The 18,622-nt window shown below is 61.9% G+C and carries 15 protein-coding genes; 13 read left to right on the top strand and 2 right to left on the bottom strand.

Translation table 11 applies throughout. The annotated features are described in order from the left end of the window. Positions 1 to 40: 40 nt before the first annotated feature. Genes aceE through lpdA form a run of 4 tightly spaced genes read left to right on the top strand, consistent with a single transcriptional unit; the run spans position 41 to position 6,932 of the window. Positions 41 to 2,746 (top strand): pyruvate dehydrogenase (acetyl-transferring), homodimeric type, encoded by a 2,706-nt coding sequence (gene aceE, locus AC07O2_RS25020; protein ID WP_495099252.1) that lies wholly within the window; start codon positions 41 to 43, stop codon positions 2,744 to 2,746. Between the two features lie 58 nt (positions 2,747 to 2,804). Continuing rightward, the gene (gene aceF / locus AC07O2_RS25015; protein WP_495234837.1) at positions 2,805 to 4,487 is read left to right on the top strand and encodes a dihydrolipoyllysine-residue acetyltransferase; all 1,683 of its coding nucleotides are present in this window, start codon (positions 2,805 to 2,807) and stop codon (positions 4,485 to 4,487) included. Further along, a complete protein-coding gene (locus AC07O2_RS25010) occupies positions 4,488 to 5,072 on the top strand; it encodes an MFS transporter (RefSeq protein ID WP_495099250.1) in 585 nt (194 codons plus the stop codon). It abuts the gene before it with no gap. A 15-nt stretch (positions 5,073 to 5,087) separates the two neighbouring features. Continuing rightward, the gene (gene lpdA, locus AC07O2_RS25005; protein WP_495234836.1) at positions 5,088 to 6,932 is read left to right on the top strand and encodes a dihydrolipoyl dehydrogenase; all 1,845 of its coding nucleotides are present in this window, start codon (positions 5,088 to 5,090) and stop codon (positions 6,930 to 6,932) included. Positions 6,933 to 7,755: 823 nt separating this feature from the next. On the opposite strand, the gene AC07O2_RS25000 is transcribed toward lpdA, so the two are convergent. After that, a complete protein-coding gene (locus AC07O2_RS25000; RefSeq protein WP_495234835.1) occupies positions 7,756 to 7,965 on the bottom strand; it encodes a hypothetical protein in 210 nt (69 codons plus the stop codon). Positions 7,966 to 8,176: 211 nt separating this feature from the next. On the opposite strand from AC07O2_RS25000, the gene AC07O2_RS24995 reads away from it, so the two are divergent. From AC07O2_RS24995 to AC07O2_RS24965, 7 genes are all read left to right on the top strand, one after another. Continuing rightward, positions 8,177 to 9,172, top strand: coding sequence for an ABC transporter substrate-binding protein (locus AC07O2_RS24995; RefSeq protein WP_495234862.1), 996 nt, complete (start codon positions 8,177 to 8,179; stop codon positions 9,170 to 9,172). Position 9,173: 1 nt separating this feature from the next. Continuing rightward, positions 9,174 to 9,983: an ABC transporter ATP-binding protein gene (locus AC07O2_RS24990; protein WP_495234834.1), complete on the top strand. Its 810-nt coding sequence runs from the start codon at positions 9,174 to 9,176 to the stop codon at positions 9,981 to 9,983. A 16-nt stretch (positions 9,984 to 9,999) separates the two neighbouring features. After that, positions 10,000 to 10,827, top strand: a complete 828-nt coding sequence (locus AC07O2_RS24985; RefSeq protein WP_495234833.1) for an ABC transporter permease — start codon at positions 10,000 to 10,002, stop codon at positions 10,825 to 10,827. 271 nt (positions 10,828 to 11,098) lie between these two features. Next, a complete protein-coding gene (locus AC07O2_RS24980) occupies positions 11,099 to 12,439 on the top strand; it encodes a glutamine synthetase family protein (RefSeq protein WP_495234832.1) in 1,341 nt (446 codons plus the stop codon). Between the two features lie 47 nt (positions 12,440 to 12,486). Then, the gene (locus AC07O2_RS24975; RefSeq protein ID WP_495234831.1) at positions 12,487 to 13,854 is read left to right on the top strand and encodes an aspartate aminotransferase family protein; all 1,368 of its coding nucleotides are present in this window, start codon (positions 12,487 to 12,489) and stop codon (positions 13,852 to 13,854) included. Beyond that, positions 13,835 to 14,656, top strand: coding sequence for an SDR family oxidoreductase (locus AC07O2_RS24970; RefSeq protein ID WP_495234830.1), 822 nt, complete (start codon positions 13,835 to 13,837; stop codon positions 14,654 to 14,656). Before AC07O2_RS24975 ends, AC07O2_RS24970 begins: the two co-directional genes overlap by 20 nt. Positions 14,657 to 14,867: 211 nt before the next feature. Continuing rightward, positions 14,868 to 15,554 (top strand): GntR family transcriptional regulator, encoded by a 687-nt coding sequence (locus AC07O2_RS24965; protein ID WP_495234829.1) that lies wholly within the window; start codon positions 14,868 to 14,870, stop codon positions 15,552 to 15,554. Between the two features lie 244 nt (positions 15,555 to 15,798). Here the strand turns inward: AC07O2_RS24965 and AC07O2_RS24960 are convergent, their stop codons facing one another. Next, positions 15,799 to 16,725, bottom strand: coding sequence for a LysR family transcriptional regulator (locus AC07O2_RS24960; protein ID WP_495234828.1), 927 nt, complete (start codon positions 16,723 to 16,725; stop codon positions 15,799 to 15,801). A 146-nt stretch (positions 16,726 to 16,871) separates the two neighbouring features. Here AC07O2_RS24960 and AC07O2_RS24955 point away from each other — a divergent pair, with 146 nt between their 5' ends. Both AC07O2_RS24955 and AC07O2_RS24950 read left to right on the top strand, forming a co-directional pair. Further along, positions 16,872 to 17,711, top strand: coding sequence for a pirin family protein (locus AC07O2_RS24955; RefSeq protein WP_495234861.1), 840 nt, complete (start codon positions 16,872 to 16,874; stop codon positions 17,709 to 17,711). Between the two features lie 108 nt (positions 17,712 to 17,819). Further along, entirely contained in the window at positions 17,820 to 18,464 is a 645-nt protein-coding gene (locus AC07O2_RS24950; RefSeq protein ID WP_495234827.1) for an NADPH-dependent F420 reductase, read from the top strand. Positions 18,465 to 18,622: the final 158 nt, after the last annotated feature.

Raw genomic sequence — 18,622 nt, 5'->3', positions numbered from 1 at the left:
AACCCCTCAAAATACCTCTTCCCAACATAGGAGACAAAGCATGTCAGCTGTACCTGAGAGCCTGTTTGGAGCCGCCACGACGGATGCGGACAGCCAGGAGACCCGCGAATGGATGGACGCCTTGTCCGCTGTGATTGAGAGTGAAGGTCCGGAGCGGGCGCACTTTTTGTTGGAGCAGCTGCTGGAACATGCACGTCAGAAAAGCATAGACATGCCTTTCTCCGGCAACACCGGCTATGTGAACACCATCGCCCCCGAGCATGAAGCCCGTTGCCCTGGCAATATCGAAATCGAAGAACGCCTGCGCGCCTACATGCGCTGGAACGCCATGGCCATGGTGGTCAAGGCCAATCGCCACCACCCGGTAGACGGCGGTGACCTGGGTGGTCACATCGGCTCCTTCGCTTCGCTGGCCCATATGTTTGGCGCCGGCTTCAACCATTTCTGGCATGCCGAGAGCGAAAACCACGGCGGCGACTGCCTGTACATCCAGGGCCATGTGTCGCCCGGTGTCTACGCCCGCGCCTACCTCGAAGGTCGCCTGACCGAAGACCAACTGCTGCATTTCCGCCAGGAAGTCGACGGCAAGGGCCTGTCCAGCTACCCGCATCCCAAGCTGATGCCCGAGTTCTGGCAGTTCCCCACGGTGTCCATGGGCCTGGGCCCGCTGATGGCCATCTACCAAGCCCGTTTCTTGAAATACCTGCACGCCCGTGGCATTGCCGACACCGCCAACCGCAAGGTATGGGTGTTCTGCGGCGACGGCGAAATGGACGAAGTCGAATCCCTGGGCGCCATCGGCCTGGCCGCGCGTGAAAACCTGGACAACCTGATCTTCGTGGTCAACTGCAACCTGCAGCGCCTGGACGGCCCGGTGCGCGGCAACGGCAAGATCATCCAGGAGCTTGAAGGCGAGTTCCGCGGTGCTGGCTGGAACGTCATCAAGCTGCTGTGGGGCAGCGAGTGGGACAGCCTACTGGCCCGCGACAAGGACGGCGCGCTGAAAAAGCTGATGATGGACACGCTGGACGGCGATTACCAGGCCTTCAAGGCCAACGACGGTGCCTACGTGCGCAAGCATTTCTTCGGCCGCGATCCGCGCACGCTGGAAATGGTCGCCCACATGAGCGACGACGAAATCTTCGCCCTGAAGCGTGGCGGCCACGACCCGAAAAAGGTCTACGCAGCCTACGACAAGGCCGTCAACCACACCGGCCAACCGACCGTGCTGCTGATCAAGACCGTCAAGGGCTTTGGCATGGGCAAGAGCGGTGAAGGCAAGAACAACGTCCACCAGACCAAGAAACTGACCGACGAAGACATCAAAATCTTCCGTGACCGCTTCAACATTCCAATTCCAGACAGCCAGCTGCCCGAGATCCCGTTCTACAAGCCGGCCGACGACACCCCGGAAATGCAGTACCTGCACGAGCGCCGCAAGGCCCTGGGCGGCTACCTGCCACACCGCCGCACCAAGGCCGACGAGAGCTTCACCGTGCCTGCGCTGGAAACCTTCAAGTCGGTGATCGAAGCCACGCCAGAAGGCCGTGAAATTTCGACCACCCAGGCCTATGTGCGCTTCCTGACCACGCTGCTGCGCGACCAGGCCTTGGGCCCCCGCGTGGTGCCAATCCTGGTGGACGAAGCCCGTACCTTTGGTATGGAAGGTCTGTTCCGCCAGATCGGTATCTACAACCCCGCGGGCCAGCAGTACACCCCGGTCGATAAAGACCAGGTCATGTACTACAAGGAAGACAAGGCCGGCCAGATTCTGCAAGAAGGCATCAACGAAGCCGGCGGCATGGCCAGCTGGATCGCTGCGGCTACCAGCTACAGCACCAGCAACCGCATCATGGTGCCGTTCTATGTGTACTACTCGATGTTCGGCTTCCAACGCATTGGCGACCTGGCCTGGGCAGCGGGCGATATGCAAGCCCGCGGCTTCCTGCTGGGCGGCACGTCGGGCCGTACCACGCTGAACGGCGAAGGCCTGCAGCACGAAGACGGCCACAGCCACATCATGGCCGGCACGATTCCGAACTGCATCAGCTACGACCCGACGTTTGCGCATGAAGTGGCCGTCATCCTGCACCATGGCCTGAAGCGCATGGTCGAGAAGCAGGACAACGTCTACTACTACCTGACCCTGCTGAACGAAAACTACGCCATGCCAGGCCTGACCGCCGGCACCGAAGAGCAGATCATCAAGGGCATGTACCTGTGCAAGCCGGCCACCGACGGCAAGGGCGTTGTACAACTGCTGGGTTCGGGCACCATCCTGCGCGAGTCGATTGCTGCGCAAGAGCTGCTGGAAAAAGAGTGGGGCGTGTCCGCCAACGTCTGGAGCTGCCCAAGCTTCAATGAGCTGACCCGCGACGGCCAGGATGCCGAGCGCTTCAACCTGCTGCACCCGCTGGAAACCCCACGCGTCAGCTTCGTTGGCCAGCAGTTGGCAGGCCAAACCGGCCCGGTTATTGCGTCCACCGACTACATGAAGGCGTACGCAGAGCAGATCCGTCCGTTCATCCCCAAGGGCCGTACCTACAAGGTGCTGGGCACCGACGGCTTTGGCCGCAGCGACTTCCGCAGCAAACTGCGCGAGCACTTTGAAGTGAACCGCCACTACATCGTGGTGGCTACGCTAAAGGCGCTGAGCGAAGACGGCACGGTGCCGGCTGCCAAGGTGGCAGAGGCGATCGCCAAGTACGGCATCCAGGCCGACAAGATCAACCCGCTCTACGCTTAAACACTCACCTCGCAGGACCGGTCACCCCGGTCCTGTCCGCATCTTTGGAGACACAAACATGGCATTGATTGAAATTCATGTCCCCGATATCGGGGACTTTGACGAGGTGACGGTGATCGAGCTGATGGTCAAACCCGGCGACACCGTCAAGGCTGACCAGTCGTTGATCACGGTAGAGAGCGACAAGGCCTCGATGGAAATCCCGTCCAGCGCGGCTGGCGTGGTGAAAGAATTGAAAGTCGCCCTGGGCGACAAGGTCAAGCAAGGCTCGCTGGTGGTGATGCTGGAAGTCGCCGGTGGCGCCGCCGCCGCACCTGCAGCTGAAGCACCAAAAGCGGCTGCCGCGCAGGCAGCACCTGCGCCAGCAGCTACAACTCCTGTAGCAGCCCCTGCTGCAGCGCCCGCCGCTGCAGGCCCGATCCAGATCTTCGTACCCGACATTGGCGACTTCAAGGACGTGACCGTCATCGAAGTCATGGTCAAGGTTGGCGACACCATCAAGCAAGAGCAATCGCTGATCACCGTAGAGTCCGACAAGGCCTCGATGGAAATCCCGTCCAGCGCTGCCGGCGTGCTCAAAGAGCTGAAGGTCAAGCTGGGCGACACCGTCAACATCGGCGACCTGCTGGCTGTGCTGGAAGGCGTGGCAGCTGCTGCGCCCGCTGCAGCTGCACCGGTAGCTGCCGCTGTTGCCGCCGCACCAGCGCCCGCCGCCGCTCCCGTGGCTGCTGCAGCTGCGGCTCCTGTGGTGGCTGCCGCTGCCGCACCTGCTGCGCACAACCCCACCGTGGCGCCCACTGGCGGCCTGCCGCACGCGTCGCCATCGGTGCGCAAGTTCGCCCGCGAACTCGGCGTGCCGCTGGACGAAGTCAAGGGTACGGGCCGCAAGGGCCGCATCACCGATGCCGACGTGCAAAGCTTCACCAAGTCCGTCATGGCGGGCACGGCCCAAACCAAGGCTCAGGCCGCAGCAGCACCCAAGGCTGCCGCCGGCGGCGGTGGCGAGGCCCTGGGCTTGCTGCCCTGGCCCAAGGTGGACTTCAGCAAGTTCGGCCCGGTCGAGCGCAAGGACATGTCGCGCATCAAGAAGATCAGTGGTGCCAACCTGCACCGCAACTGGGTTTTGATTCCGCACGTTACCAACCACGACGACTGCGACATCACCGAACTCGAAGCCTTCCGCGTCAGCATGAACAAGGAAAACGAGAAGGCCGGCATCAAGCTGACCATGCTCGCTTTCATGATCAAGGCCAGCGTGGCAGCCCTGAAGAAGTTCCCCGAGTTCAACAGCTCGCTGGACGGCGACCAACTGGTGATGAAGCAGTACTTCAACATCGGCTTCGCGGCAGACACGCCGAATGGCCTGGTGGTACCCGTGATCAAGGACGCCGACAAGAAGGGCGTGATCCAGATTTCCCAAGAAATGGGCGACCTGGCCAAGAAGGCGCGCGACGGTAAGCTGGGCCCGGCCGACATGAGCGGCGCCTGCTTCACCATCTCCAGCCTGGGCGGCATTGGTGGGCGGTACTTCACCCCCATCATCAACGCGCCTGAAGTCGCCATCATGGGCGTGTGCAAGAGCCAGATCGAACCCAAGTGGGACGGCAAGGCCTTTGTACCCAAGCTGATGCTGCCGCTGTCGCTGAGCTGGGACCACCGCGTGATCGACGGTGCTGCCGCAGCCCGCTTCAACGCGTACTTCGGCCAGGTGCTGACCGACTTCCGCCGAGTGCTGCTGTAAATGACCACCGTCGTCGTGGTCAAGAAAGCCGGCCAGGTAGCTATCGCTGCCGACACGCTGGTGACCTTCGGCGACACCCGCCTGGGCCAACGCTTTGAAGACAACAGCAAGATCTTCCGAGTCGAGACCCCGGCGGGGGTGAGTTTCATCGGCATGGCCGGTACTGTGGCGCACTTCCCCGCGCTGCGCATGGCCATGGCCGCGCTGCCGCAAGACCAGCTGCTGCTGCACAGCAAGGACGAGGTGTTCACCACCTTCACCAAGCTGCACCCGGTGCTCAAAGAGGGCTTCTTTCTGCAAACCAAGGAAGAAGACAACGACCCCTACGAGTCCAGCCAGTTCAGCGTGCTGGTGGCCAACAACTCTGGCATCTATGGGCTGTACAGCTACCGCGAAGTCTTCGAGTTCAAGGAATTCTGGTGCATAGGCTCGGGCCGCAGCTTCGCGCTGGGTGCGCTGCATGCCAGCTGGGGCAGCTCCAAATCCGCGCGCGACCTGGCGGCGTTGGGTGTGCAAGCGGCTTGTGAATTCGACAAGAACTCGGGCGGTCCGGTCGACGTGTACACGCTCAAACTGAAAAAATAAGTGGAGATCTCAACAATGGCATCCCTAGAAATCAAAGTCCCCGACATCGGCGATTTCGACGAAGTCACCGTCATCGAACTGATGGTCAAGGTGGGCGACACCGTCAAAGCCGACCAGTCCCTGATCACCGTGGAGAGCGACAAGGCCTCGATGGAAATCCCGTCCAGCCACGGTGGCGTGGTCACCGCGCTGAAAGTCGCGCTGGGCGACAAGGTCAAGCAAGGTTCGGTCGTGCTGGAACTGGAAGTCGCTGGTGCGGCTGCCGCCCCGGCATCTGAGCCAAAACCGGCCCCAGCGCAGGCAGCGCCTGCGCCAGCAGCTGCAGTTTCTGTAGCATCCACGCCTGCACCCACGGCAACCAGCTTCGGCGGCACTGCCGACCTGGAGTGTGACGTGGTGGTTCTCGGCGGCGGCCCCGGCGGTTATTCCGCCGCCTTCCGTGCAGCCGATCTGGGCCTGAAGGTCATCCTGGTCGAGCGCTACGCCACCCTGGGCGGCGTCTGCCTGAACGTGGGTTGCATCCCCTCCAAGGCGCTGCTGCACGTGGCCGCCGTGATGGACGAAGTCAGCCATATGGCTGCCCTGGGCGTGGACTTTGGTGCCCCCACGGTGGACATCAACAAGCTGCGCACCCACAAGGAAAAGGTCATCGGCAAGCTGACCGGCGGCCTGGCCGCCATGGCCAAGATGCGCAAGGTCACCATCGTGCGCGGCCTGGGCCAGTTCGTCGGCGCCAACCATCTGCAAGTGGCCGAAACCACCGGTGCCGAAGGCCAGGAACAAACAGGCAAGAGCCAGACCATCGCTTTCAAGAAGGCCATCATCGCCGCCGGCTCCCAAGCCGTGCGCCTGCCCTTCATGCCGAACGACCCGCGCGTGGTGGATAGCACCGGCGCCCTGGCGCTCAAGGAAGTGCCTAAGCGCATGCTGATCCTGGGCGGCGGCATCATCGGTTTAGAGATGGGCACGGTCTACAGCACACTGGGCGCCCGCCTGGACGTGGTGGAAATGCTCGACGGCCTGATGCAGGGCGCCGACCGCGACCTGGTCAAGATCTGGCAAAAGATGAACGCACCGCGCTTCGACAACATCATGCTGAAGACCAAGACCGTGTCCGCACGCGCTTTGCCTGAAGGCATTGAAGTCACGTTTGCGTCGGCGGAAGAGGGCGGCACCGCGCCCGCACCCCAGGTCTACGACCTGGTACTGCAAGCCGTGGGCCGCACGCCCAACGGTAAAAAGCTCGCCGCCGAGAAGGCCGGCGTGGCCGTCACCGATCGTGGCTTCATCAACGTCGACATCCAGATGCGCACCAACGTGCCGCACATCTTCGCCATCGGCGACATCGTCGGTCAGCCCATGCTGGCCCACAAGGCGGTGCACGAAGCGCACGTGGCGGCCGAAGTGATTGCCGGCGAACTGCAAGGCAATGCCGAGCTGGCCGCTGCCGCCTTCAACGCCCGGGTGATCCCCAGCGTGGCATACACCGACCCCGAAGTGGCCTGGGTTGGCCTCACTGAAGATCAGGCCAAGGCCCAAGGCATCAAGGTCAAGAAGGGCCTGTTCCCCTGGAACGCCTCCGGCCGCGCCATCGCCAATGGCCGCGACGAAGGCGTCACCAAGCTGCTGTTTGACGATTCTCCAGAGGCCCACGGCCACGGCAAGATTCTCGGCGGCGGCATGGTCGGCACCCACGCCGGCGACATGATCGGCGAGATCGCCCTGGCGATCGAGATGGGCGCAGACGCAGTGGACATCGGCAAAACCATCCACCCGCACCCCACGCTGGGCGAAAGCATCGGCATGGCAGCCGAGATTGCGCACGGCAGCTGCACCGACGTGCCGCCGGCCCGCAAGTAAGTTGCTAGCCTGAGATTGCTACTGATTCAGTAGCTGGCCGCGCAGATTCCAATTGGGCTGCGCGGCTTTTTTACTTTGGATTGATTGTGTGGGCAAGACTACCTTTTTGCCTTCTCCGGCAAAGGTCATGGCGTCTGCCCTTCGTGCGACGCCCGTCGCATGGCAGAGGCCGCAGCTGGCCACTGCCGTCCGATAGGTACAGCGGTGAACTGGTGCTCACGCCGCTTGAGTTGCTTGATTGCATCGCCCAATGGATGCCTCCACCACGCACGCACCGGCATTGGTACTGCGGCGTGCTGGCACCGAATTCGCTACGGTGGGCGGCGGTGACGGCCATGGCGAAGGTGGTGCTATCAGGGCCTGTGACGTCAGCGTAAGTGGTCGGGAGCCACGCTATGCAGCGTTTGAGGCTGGCGCACCCAAGAAGCGCGTTGTTGATCTGCACGGACTGGTCGCACGCGCAGCCCGACCTGAGCAGAACAAAAAAATTCCGGGCCTGAGGTCCGGCATTTTTGTTTCTGGGCCGTGTTAGCAGGTGGCTCGGGCAGCCGGTGTGCAAAACCGCTTCTGATCGGCCGGGCACATCTGGAGGAGCCGCTCCTCGCATAGCTTGTCGGGCGGCTGATTGCACCAACCGTTGCTCGCGCAATTGGCGCAGGAAGAACCTGGCTCTTGTAATTTCACCAAGCGGGCGAGGTGCGTGGTGATGTGCGGGAAGGATTGTCCAAGGATCATGGTGACGACTCCGATCGGGAGCCTCTAGATTACGCATCCACACGGGCCAGGATATTGATATAGATCAGCGATGCTGCAGGGCCCACGCTCATTTGCCAGTCCATGCGGACAAGGTCATGTCAGCCACATCCCAGCGCACATTGCCCGAATTGACTTGGCGCCGCAGTGCGTCCAGACCTCCCGCGTACTCCTCCATCCGCTCCAGTGCCTGCTTGATGATCGGACCTTCGTTCAGATCGGCCGTCGCAAACCACTTGTTCCTCGCCTTACTCGCGCACGCAGCGCAGTACCTGGACATAGTGCGCGCAGCACTTCGCGATCGCGCCCGGTTGCAGCATTCAACACAATGATTTTGATAGCTTATCCCCCTTGATGAGCAAGGACTGAGGGCTATTTAGCAAGTTGTATGATGATGTGAGAGCTGCCATTCACGAAGCCGCCTGTTGATTTACACCCTTGGAGACAAAAGTATGCAAAGACGCGAACTGATCGCTGGTGCCCTTGGCGGTATGGCCGCGGCTGCCGTACCCCGGTGGGCCTCTGCACAAGCCCTGGAGAAGCCCGCTGTGACGCTGGCTGTGGGTGGCAAGAACCTCTTTTACTACCTGCCACTGACCATTGCGGAGCAGCGCGGCTACTTCAAGGCCGAGGGGCTGGATGTGACCATCGTGGACTTTGCCGGTGGCTCCAAAGCGCTGCAGGCGGTGGTTGGCGGTAGCGCCGATGTGGTGTCAGGTGCGTTCGAGCACACGATTGTCATGCAGGCCAAAGGCCAGCCCATGCGTGCCTTTGTGCTGCAAGGCTTGGCACCGCAGATCGTGCTGGGTATCAACCCCAAAACCATGCCTAACTTCAAGTCGGTGGCCGACCTCAAGGGCAAGAAAATCGGCGTGACGGCGCCGGGCAGCTCCACCAATATCATGGTCAACTATGTGCTGGCCAAGGCGGGCTTGAAACCCGGCGACGTGAGCTTCATCGGTGTGGGTGCAGGCAGTGGCGCGGTGGCTGCCATGCGGTCGGGGCAAATCGACGCGGTGAGCAACCTGGACCCGGTCATCACCCTGCTGCTGCGCTCGGGCGACCTGAAGATCGTGACCGATACACGTAATGTTGCCGAGGCAGAAAAAGTCTTCGCGGGCCCCATGCCAGCCGGTTGCTTGTACGCACCGCAAAGCTTTCTGGACAAGAACCCCAACACCGTGCAGGCCTTGACCAATGCCATGGTGCGGGCCGACAAGTGGATTCGCAGTGCGAGCGCAGGTGAGATCATCAAGGTCGTGCCTGAAAGCTATCTGCTGGGTGATCGGGCGGTCTATATCGATGGCTTCCTGGCCGCACAAAACGCGCTGTCACCCGACGGCATGATCCCGCCCAAGGGGGCCGAGACCGCCTATAAGGCAATGGTCAGCGTGGATGAAAAACTGGGCAGCGCCAAGATGGACCTGAACGCCATCTACACCAATGAGTTCGTCAAAAAGGCCAATGCTAAATACCCCAAAGGCTGACATGGCAGCTGCGCTTGAACTGCAGGGCGTTGCCTGCACATTCACGGACCGCAACAACCCGGCTCAACGCTACACCGCCGTGCAGGACGTGACGCTGTCGGTGGGCGCGGGTGAATTTGTCAGCGTGGTCGGCCCTACCGGCTGCGGCAAAAGCACTCTGCTGAATGTAGGGGCCGGCTTGCTGCCACCCAGCGCCGGTGCGGTAAAGGTGTTTGGCGAACCACTGAATGGGCTGAACCGGCGTGCTGGTTATATGTTTCAGGCCGAGAGTCTGATGCCTTGGCGTACCGCGCTGGCCAATGTGATGGCTGGGCTGGAGTTCCACGGCGTGCCGCAAGGCCAGGCGCGCGCGCAAGCTGAAGAATGGTTGCGCCGCGTGGGCCTGGGCCGTTTTGGCGACCGCTATCCGCACCAACTGAGCGGTGGCATGCGCAAGCGCGTGAGCCTGGCGCAGACCCTGGTGCTCGACCCGGACATCATTCTGATGGACGAGCCTTTTTCCGCGCTGGATATCCAGACGCGCCAGCTCATGGAAAACGAGCTGCTGGCGCTGTGGCAATCCAAAAAGAAGGCAGTGCTGTTCATCACCCACGATCTGGACGAGGCTATCGCCATGAGCGACCGGGTGGTGGTGCTGAGCGCCGGCCCCGGCAGCCACCCGATTGGCGACTTTGTGATTGACATCGAGCGACCGCGCGACGTGGCCGAGGTCAAGATGACGCCCCGCTTCATCGAGCTCCACCAGGCCATCTGGGCCGTGTTGCGCGAAGAGGTGCTCAAGGGCTACCGACAACAACTTACGGCGGCATAAAGCGCGCATACAGCACATGTGGACATGGTTGAAGCCGCGCCGCGGCAATTTGTGGATCTGGCAGCTGGTGCTCCTGGTGCTGCTATGTGTGTTTTGGTTTGTGATGACGGCGCCGGGGCTGATCCCGCCAATGCTGTTCAACAGCGAGAGCCAGGCGGCGTTCTTCTTTGGCGAGCCACTGCAGGTGGGCAAGCGCATATGGGCCTGGTTTGTGGTGGATGCCGATATTTACAAGCACCTTGGCATTACCCTGGCCGAGACGCTGATGGCATTTGCCATTGGCTCCGGCCTAGGCCTGGCGGGCGGCCTGTGGCTGGCGCTGGCGCCCATGGCATCGGCTATTTTGGAGCCCTATATCAAGGCCATGAATGCCATGCCGCGCATCATCTTGGCGCCGATTTTCTCGGTGTGGTTTGGCCTGGGCATGGGCTCCAAGGTGGCCCTGGGTGTCACGCTGGTGTTTTTCATTGTGTTTTTCAATGTGTACCAGGGCGTTAAGGAGGTCAGCCACGTGGTGCTGGCCAATGCGCGCATGCTGGGGGCTGACCGGCGTCAGCTGTTGCGCCATGTGTACCTGCCCAGCGCCACCAGCTGGGTATTCAGCTCGCTGCACACCTCGGTTGGCCTGGCGTTTGTGGGCGCGGTGGTGGGCGAATACCTGGGCTCCAGCGCAGGTGTGGGCTACCTGATCTTGCAGGCCGAGGGCAGCTTTGACATCAACACTGTGATGGCCGGCATTGTGGTGTTGACGGTTTTTGCTCTGGCGTTGGACAGCCTGGTGGGCCGAATTGAGTCCCGGCTGATGAAGTGGCAGCCCAAGACCGGCGAGACCGAGAAGCTCTGAGCTTCAGAAGACTCAGTGGGCCGGCATAACAGGGGCCATCGTTGCTTTTAGTAGCTGATCGGAGTTGTCCACAGTGGGCTGCCCCAGTGGGCGTGGCGATGGTCGTTGTGTGACGTGCCTGCATCCAGGAGTGGGGTAGGGGTGGCCTGCATTTTTAATTTGAGATCACATTAATCGCTTTAAATTTGATTTATTGAGTTTTTTGTTAATTTGTGATCACAAATTTGACTTTCGAAGTAAGATGGCCGTATTTCCATGAACAGATACGGCCATGTCGACTACCTCGCCTATTGAAGATTTCCTGATCACGCACCGCATCCACGAGGTGGAGTGTGTGATCCCCGATATGACCGGGATTGCCCGCGGCAAGATCCTGCCGCGCGACTTGTTTCTGGCTGCGGGTGAGATGCGCTTGCCCAAGAGCGTGCTGCTCAACACCGTGAATGGCCAGCAACCCGACAACGGCCCGTTTGTGGGTGACACCGACCCGGACATGCTCTGCATCCCCGATGCCAGCACCGTGCGTATCGTGCCCTGGGCCGCCGAGCCTGTGGCTGTGGTCATTCACGACTGCCAAGAATGGGACGGCAGTACCGTCGAGATATCCCCGCGCGGCGTATTGCGCCGGGTGCTCAAGCAATACGAAGAGCGCGGCTGGAGGCCGGTGGTTGCACCCGAGATGGAGTTCTATCTGGTCGCACGCCAGCAGAACCCCCACGAGCCGCTGCAGCCACCCTTAGGCCGCACTGGCAAGCCCGAGGCCGGCCGCCAAAGCTACTCCATTGATGCGGTCAACGATTTCGACCCATTCTTCATGGAGCTCTCCAGCTTCTGCGAGCAGCACCGGCTCGGCGTGGAGACACTGATCCATGAGGCTGGCCCTGGCCAGATGGAAATCAATTTCAGCCATGGCAATGCGCTGGACTTGGCAGACCGCGTATTCCTTTTCAAGCGCACCGTACGCGAAACGGCCCTGCGCCACGGCATTTTTGCCACCTTCATGGCCAAGCCCATGGAACAAGAGCCGGGTAGCGCCATGCACATCCACCAAAGTATCTTGGACAAGGATGGCAACAACCTGTTCAGTCTGCCCGACGGTTCTGCCAGTTCCTACTTTGCCCAATGCATTGCAGGTCTGCAGACCTACATCCCCAAGCTCATGCCGATGTTTGCACCCTATGTGAACTCTTATCGCCGCCTTTCACCCTTCATGTCGGCGCCCATTAATGTGCGCTGGGGCCACGACAACCGCACCTGCGGCATCCGCGTGCCCAACTCCAGCCCCGCCAACCGCCGTGTGGAAAACCGGGTGCCCGGCGTGGACGTGAATCCTTACCTGGCCATGGCCGCCACCCTGGCCTGTGGTCTGCTGGGCATGACCGAGGGCCTGACGCCTAGCGCGCCTACCACCGACAGCGCCTGGAACGTCAACCATGAGCTGCCACGCCACCTGGAAGACGCCATTGAATCCATGCGCGCCAGCGCACCACTGCGTGAGGTGCTGGGCACCGGATTTGTCGATGCCTTCTGCGCTGTCAAAGAGCTGGAATATGCTACTTACAACCGCGTGATCAGCTCGTGGGAACGCGAGCACTTGCTCTTGCTGGTGTGAGTTCGCACGTCTCCTTTATCTGATTTTTCTGACTCTTGCACTCCGCTATGACTGTCACTTACAAAACCCTGGACCCCCAACGGCTGAACGACGTGCGTGCGCGGGAACGCGCCCACTATGCAGCGAGCAACCCTGCCTCCCGCGCGTTGGCTGACCGCGCCAAAGACCACTTGATGTTCGGTGTGCCCATGCACTGGATGAACGACTGGTCCACACCCTATCCGATGCATGTGGCCGAAGCGCGCGGCGCGCGCCTCACCGATGTGGATGGCCACCACTATGTGGACTTCTGCCTGGGCGACACCGGCACCATGTTCGGCCATAGCCCCGCCCCTGTGGCTCGCGCAGTAGCGGCGCAGGCCGCACGCGGCATCACCACCATGCTGCCGAGCGAAGACGGCGTGTGGGTGTCCGAAGAGCTGGCGCGCCGTTTTGGCATGCCAGTGTGGCAGTTTGCGCTGTCAGCGTCGGACGCCAACCGTTTTGCCATCCGCTGGGCGCGAGCGCTCACTGGACGCACGCAGATACTGATCTTTAATGGCTGCTACCACGGCACCGTCGACGATGTGTTTGTGGACTTGGTGGGTGGCCTGCCGCGCACCCGCGACAGCCTGCTGGGCCAGGTGGTGGACATCACCCGCACCACGCGCAGCGTGGAGTTCAACGACTTGGCAGCGCTGGAAGCTGCCCTGGCCGATGGCCAAGTGGCCTGCCTGCTGGCCGAGCCCGCCATGACCAATATTGGCATGGTGCTGCCCGAGCCCGGCTTCTGGGAGGCCGCCCAAGTGCTGTGCCGCCGCTACGGCACCTTGCTGCTGATCGACGAAACCCACACTATTAGCTCCGGCCCCGGTGGCTACACCCGTGCGCACGGCCTGCAGCCCGACTTGTTCGTGGTGGGCAAGCCTGTGGCAGGCGGTGTGCCCTGTGCGGTCTACGGCTTCAGCGCAGAAACCGCTGCGCGCGCCGAAGCGGCCAAGCGCAACGCTCCTCCCGGGCACAGTGGCATTGGCACTACGCTGACTGCCAACTTGCTGACCATGGCGGCGATGCGCGCCAATCTTTCGGAAGTGATGACTGATGCAGCCTATGCACATATGTTTGGCCTGGCCGAACGTCTGGCGGATGGCTTGCGTGGGCTTATTGCCCGTCACGGTCTGGGCTGGTGCGTAACGCAAGTCGGCGCGCGCACTGAATTCCAGTTCACCCCCACGCCGCCGCGCAACGGTAGTGAGGCCGACGCCATTTTGGACCCGGCACTGGAACAAAACATCCACCTCTACCTGCTCAACCGCGGCCTGATCATCACGCCCTTTCACAACATGATGCTGGTGTGTCCTGACACCACCGCAGTCGACGTGGACCGACTGGTGGCTGCCGTGGACGGCTTTATCCGTGAAACCATTGCCGTTTGAGCCGCGGCGCTCGTACACCGCGCACCCGCTGTTCTCCCTGCATGGCCAGGTGGCTCTGGTCACTGGCGCCGGGGCCGAGCAGGGTATTGGCCTGGCTACCGCCCGGCTGCTGGCCGAGCTGGGCGCGCGCGTGGCCATTGCGGCCACCGGCCCGCGTATCCACATCCGTGCGGCTGAATTCTGTGCCGCAGGCCATACCGCACGTGGCTACCAAGCCGACCTGACCGACCGTGCTGCCACAGCCGCGCTGGTGGCCGCTGTAGAGGCTGACTTTGGCCGGATCGACATCCTGGTCAATAACGCGGGCATGGCCATGGAGGGTTCGGCCGAGCGCTTCGCCGTGTTCGCGGACACCACCCTAAGTGACTGGGACCTGGACCTAGCGCGCAACCTGGGCACCTGTGTGAATGTCACGCGTGCCTGCCTGCCCGGTATGGTGGCCCGTCGCCACGGGCGCATCATCAATGTCAGCTCTGTCACCGGGCCCTTGGTGGGCAACCCGGGCGAGGCTGCTTACTGCGCCGCCAAGGCCGCCATAGTGGGCATGAGTCGCGCCATCGCGCTGGAGGTGGCGCAGCACAGCATCACCATCAACAACCTGGCCCCTGGCTGGGTGGCTACTGGTTCACAAACCGAGGCGGAAGCCTTGGCGTCCCGCTATACGCCCATGGGCCGGGCGGGCAGCGCCACTGAAATGGCCTGCATGGTGGCGTTTCTGGCCAGCCCGGGCGCCAGCTATATCACCGGCCAAATGATGGTGGTGGACGGCGGCAACTGTCTGCAAGAAAGCAAAGGTCCTTGACGCTGGTGTGCGCCGGTCCACGTCTCATCCAGACCCCATTCCCACCGCGCACCCGCTGGCGAGCACTGGCTTAGCAGGGCGTCAGCCTGACTTGTCGGCCTGCAAGAAGTGGCGCATTAAATGGCTTTCTAGCTAGGCGCTGCCGCCGCAGTGGCCCCTAGCCCATATGATGCTGGACTTTGGCCTGAGCGCAGGCTATCAACCTAGCACCATGAGCGTTACGGACCTACTCGCTACCACTACCCCGGCCACCAGCACCCACCAGGATCAGATCTACAGCACCTTGCGCCAGTGGATCACGGTGGGGCGCTTTTTGCCGGGTGAGAGGCTGAAGATCCGCACCGTGGCCGCGGACATGGGCGTGGGCCAGATGCCGGTGCGCGCGGCGTTGCAACGCCTCTCTGCAGAAGGGGCCTTGGTCAATATTCCCAACGCCGGGGTGGCGGTGCCGCGCCTGTCGATGCCGGAGTTCGACGACCTGCTGCAAATGCGCATGCTGCTTGAAGGGGAGGCTGCCGAGCGCGGCTGCCTGCGCTTGGAGCCCGCGCAGGTGGCGCAGATGCAGTGCTGGAGCGAGGAGATGGATGCAGCGCTGCAAGCTGGCGACTCCAAGCGTTACCTGGACATCAACGAAAATTTTCACGTGCTGCTGTACAAGGCGGCGGGCTCACCGCTGCTTTTTCAGCTGATAGACACCTTGTGGCTGCGTGCGGGGCCTATTTCCAACCGCCTGTTCGACACACCCGAGGCTAGCGCGGTGCTCAATGACGCCCATGACGACTTGGTGCGCGCCCTGGCACAACGCGACAGCAGCGCTGTGCGCCGTGCTATAGAGCGCGATATTTTTGTCGCAGGCCAGTTCTTGCGCACCAGCTGCATGGACAAAAAACGCCAGTGAGCACAGGCTACACAGGCAGCCGACACCGAAGGCATCTTCACCCGCTTCCAAGCGGAGCGAGAGTATCGGCAAGGCGGTAGGCGTGGCGCATGGTAGTCGTAGGGATGCGCTGCCCAGCAAAAAGTCAGTGCTTCAATTGCGATTGATTCAATAGCTGGTTGTGCAGTTTCTATGTGCGCTGTGCGGCTTTTTTGTTATGCATCTGGCTCCATTCATGCCGGCATTCAGCCCATGCGGCCGTCAATCAGGCGTTGCATGAAGCCGTTGCGGGCAACTCTTCAACCGCACCTAGTTTGTCTATCACCAGATCAATGAATAGCGACACCGCGAGCGGTAGATGGCGCCGGCTGGGATACACCAGGTTCACGCCGTGGCCAGCGCGATGGTATTGGGGGAGCACCGGCACGAGCAGGCCGGTTCGCAGCTCACGCCGGGTCAGGGTGGACGGCAGCAGCGCGATGCCTAGTCCTGCTAAGGTGGCTTTGCGCAGTGCCTGCGCGGTATTGCCGCTGAAACGGCCGGACACCTGAACTTCCACCTCGGCCTTGTCGGGGCCTGACAAGCGCCAAGTGGCCTGGCCGCTAGGATGTCCGAATACCAGGCAGTCGTGGTGCTGCAGCTCCTCTGGTGTGGCCGGAGCACCCCGTGCCGCGAGGTAGGAGGGGCTGGCGACCAGCGCGTCCAGGCCTGCATCCAGCACCTTCCGTGCGAACAAGCCGGAGTCTTCCAGCGGCCCGCCCCGGATCGCAACGTCGATGCGGTCGGCGATCAGGTCGGCCCGCGCATCGCTGAGCACGAAGTCCACACGGACCCGGGGATGCGACGCCAGAAATGCGGTCAGCCACTCCACCGGAAAGAAGTCGAAGAAATCTGCCGGCGCGGCTACACGTACCAGGCCGCTAGCCTCCTGGCTGCCCAGCAGCAAGTCCTGCCCGGCATCCACCAGACCATCCACAGCATCCGCGCACCGGTCGTGGAAAGCTTGCCCCGCGCTGGTGAGGGTCAGGTTGCGGGTGGAGCGCTGCATCAGCCGGGTGCCGAGGTGCGCTTCGAGTTGTTGCACGCGGCGGCTGAGCGTGTTGGGTGGTATGCCCAATCGCCGTGATGCCTCGGCGAAGCTGCCGCAACGCACCACCTGCACAAACATGGCTACGTCGTTGAGGTCCAGCATGGCTAATTGCTCCAATTTTTGGATGAGTGTAATCCCATTGAACTGTCTAGTAATCCAATGAGGCCATGCCTAAGCTACAGGCATCAGACACCATGCAAAAGGCAAACCATGATTTCAACCGTACCCAAGACGGCAAAGAGCGCGTTATGAGCGCCGCAGTTGACACCCCGCACCGCGCCATTGCGTACCGCACACGCGGTACTACGCATGGGCCGATTACACGGCTGATGAGCCCAGGGGATCTCGGCCGGGTCTTGAAGCCCTTTGTCTTTCTTGACCTGGTCCACTTCCAGCCTGGCGCCAAAGGGCAGGTCTTCGGGATGCACCCACATTCCGGCATTGCCACCTTGACCTTCATGGCGGAAGGCGATGTGCGCTATGAGGACTCCACAGGCAAGGCCGGCGTGCTGTTGGCCGGAGGCGTGGAGTGGATGCAGGCCGGCAGCGGTGTCTGGCACACCGGTGCGCCGGTTGGCGACACGCCCGGCCGCGGATTTCAGCTGTGGGTCGCCTTGCCCGCAATGGTGGAGAGCGCGCCCGCCTATAGCCAGTACCTAGCGCCTTCGCAGGTGTCCCAGGAGGGGCCGGCGCGCGTGTTGCTGGGGCGTTATGGCGCTGCGCAGAGTGCCATTGCTTCGCCTGCAGCCATGACCTATCTCTCTGTTCAGTTGCGCGCGGGCGAGCGGTGGCGGTACACGCCGCCCGACGGCCACACCGTGGCGTGGGTTGCCGTAGCCGTTGGCCAATTGACCGCAGGTGACGCTATTGGCGCGGGTGAGCTTGTCGCATTCGAGCAGTCAAGTCAGCCCATTGATTTTGTCGCGCAGGATGACACGCGCTTTGTGCTGGGGTCCGCTGCCCCGCATCCGCATGAACTGGTGATGGGCTCTTACTCGGTCCATACGAGCAGAGAAGCGCTGGCGCAGGGCGAGGCGGAGATTCAGCGCATCGGCGCACGCTTGCGGCGTGAAGGCGCATCGACCTGATAGAGCTGTAACCCCGCGACCTTTTACATAAACCAATCGTATCCATCAGCCCCGGGGGCGCTGATGGTTTGAACTCTTTACGCCCCCAATACACAACGGAAAAATGAAATGAATATCGGCATTATTGGTTCTGGCGCACTCGGCTCCAACGTGGCGCGCGCACTGGCGAAGAATGGCGTGTCTGCCATGATTTCTAATCGGCGTGGCCCCGACTCGCTGGCGTCCCTTATCGCAGAAACGGGGCCTTCCATCCAGGCTGTCAGCGTCGACGAAGCGGCCCGTGCAGACATCGTGCTGGTGGCCGTGCGCTGGACGGATCTGGGCACGGCTTTGGGCGGTCTGCCGGCCTGGAATGGCCGTATCGTCATTGACGGCAGCAACCCGGTCGAGTTCCTTGACCCCAACTCGCCCGATGCAAAGGACTCGAGCAATCCGCTTGCCGCCTGGGGCATCAAGGCCGTTGATCTCGGCCATAAATATTCCAGCCAGGTATTCAGCGAATTTGTGCCCGGAGCCCGGGTCGTCAAGGCGCTCAATCACCTGGACGTGCAAGTGCTGACGCAGCCTGCGCTGGCAGGTGGCCAACGGGTTCAGTTCTATTCAGGGGACGATGCCGCTGCAAAAGCCGAAGTACGCAAACTACTGGAGGCGATGGGTTTTTTCGCGGTGGATCTCGGCACGCTCGATGTCGGCGGTCCACTTGCGCAGTTGCCCTTCGGGCCGCTGGCAGCCATTAACTTCACGAAGATTTGAGGAAACGCTAGCGGGGCACCACGCCAACTTCAGCGAACTGGTTCCGCTGCCTCCGAAGGCGGGCGGTGACTTGGACTTTGCCTTAGAGCGGCTAACAAAAGCGTGTCATCGTCAAATGCACATCGTGCGTTTGACGCGGGATGGGAAAGAACAGAAAC

The sequence above is a fragment of the Rhodoferax sp. GW821-FHT10B06 genome, assembly GCF_059415605.1.
The sequence above is the reverse complement of the archived record's forward strand: the minus strand, read 5'-3'. Positions and strand labels throughout refer to the sequence as shown.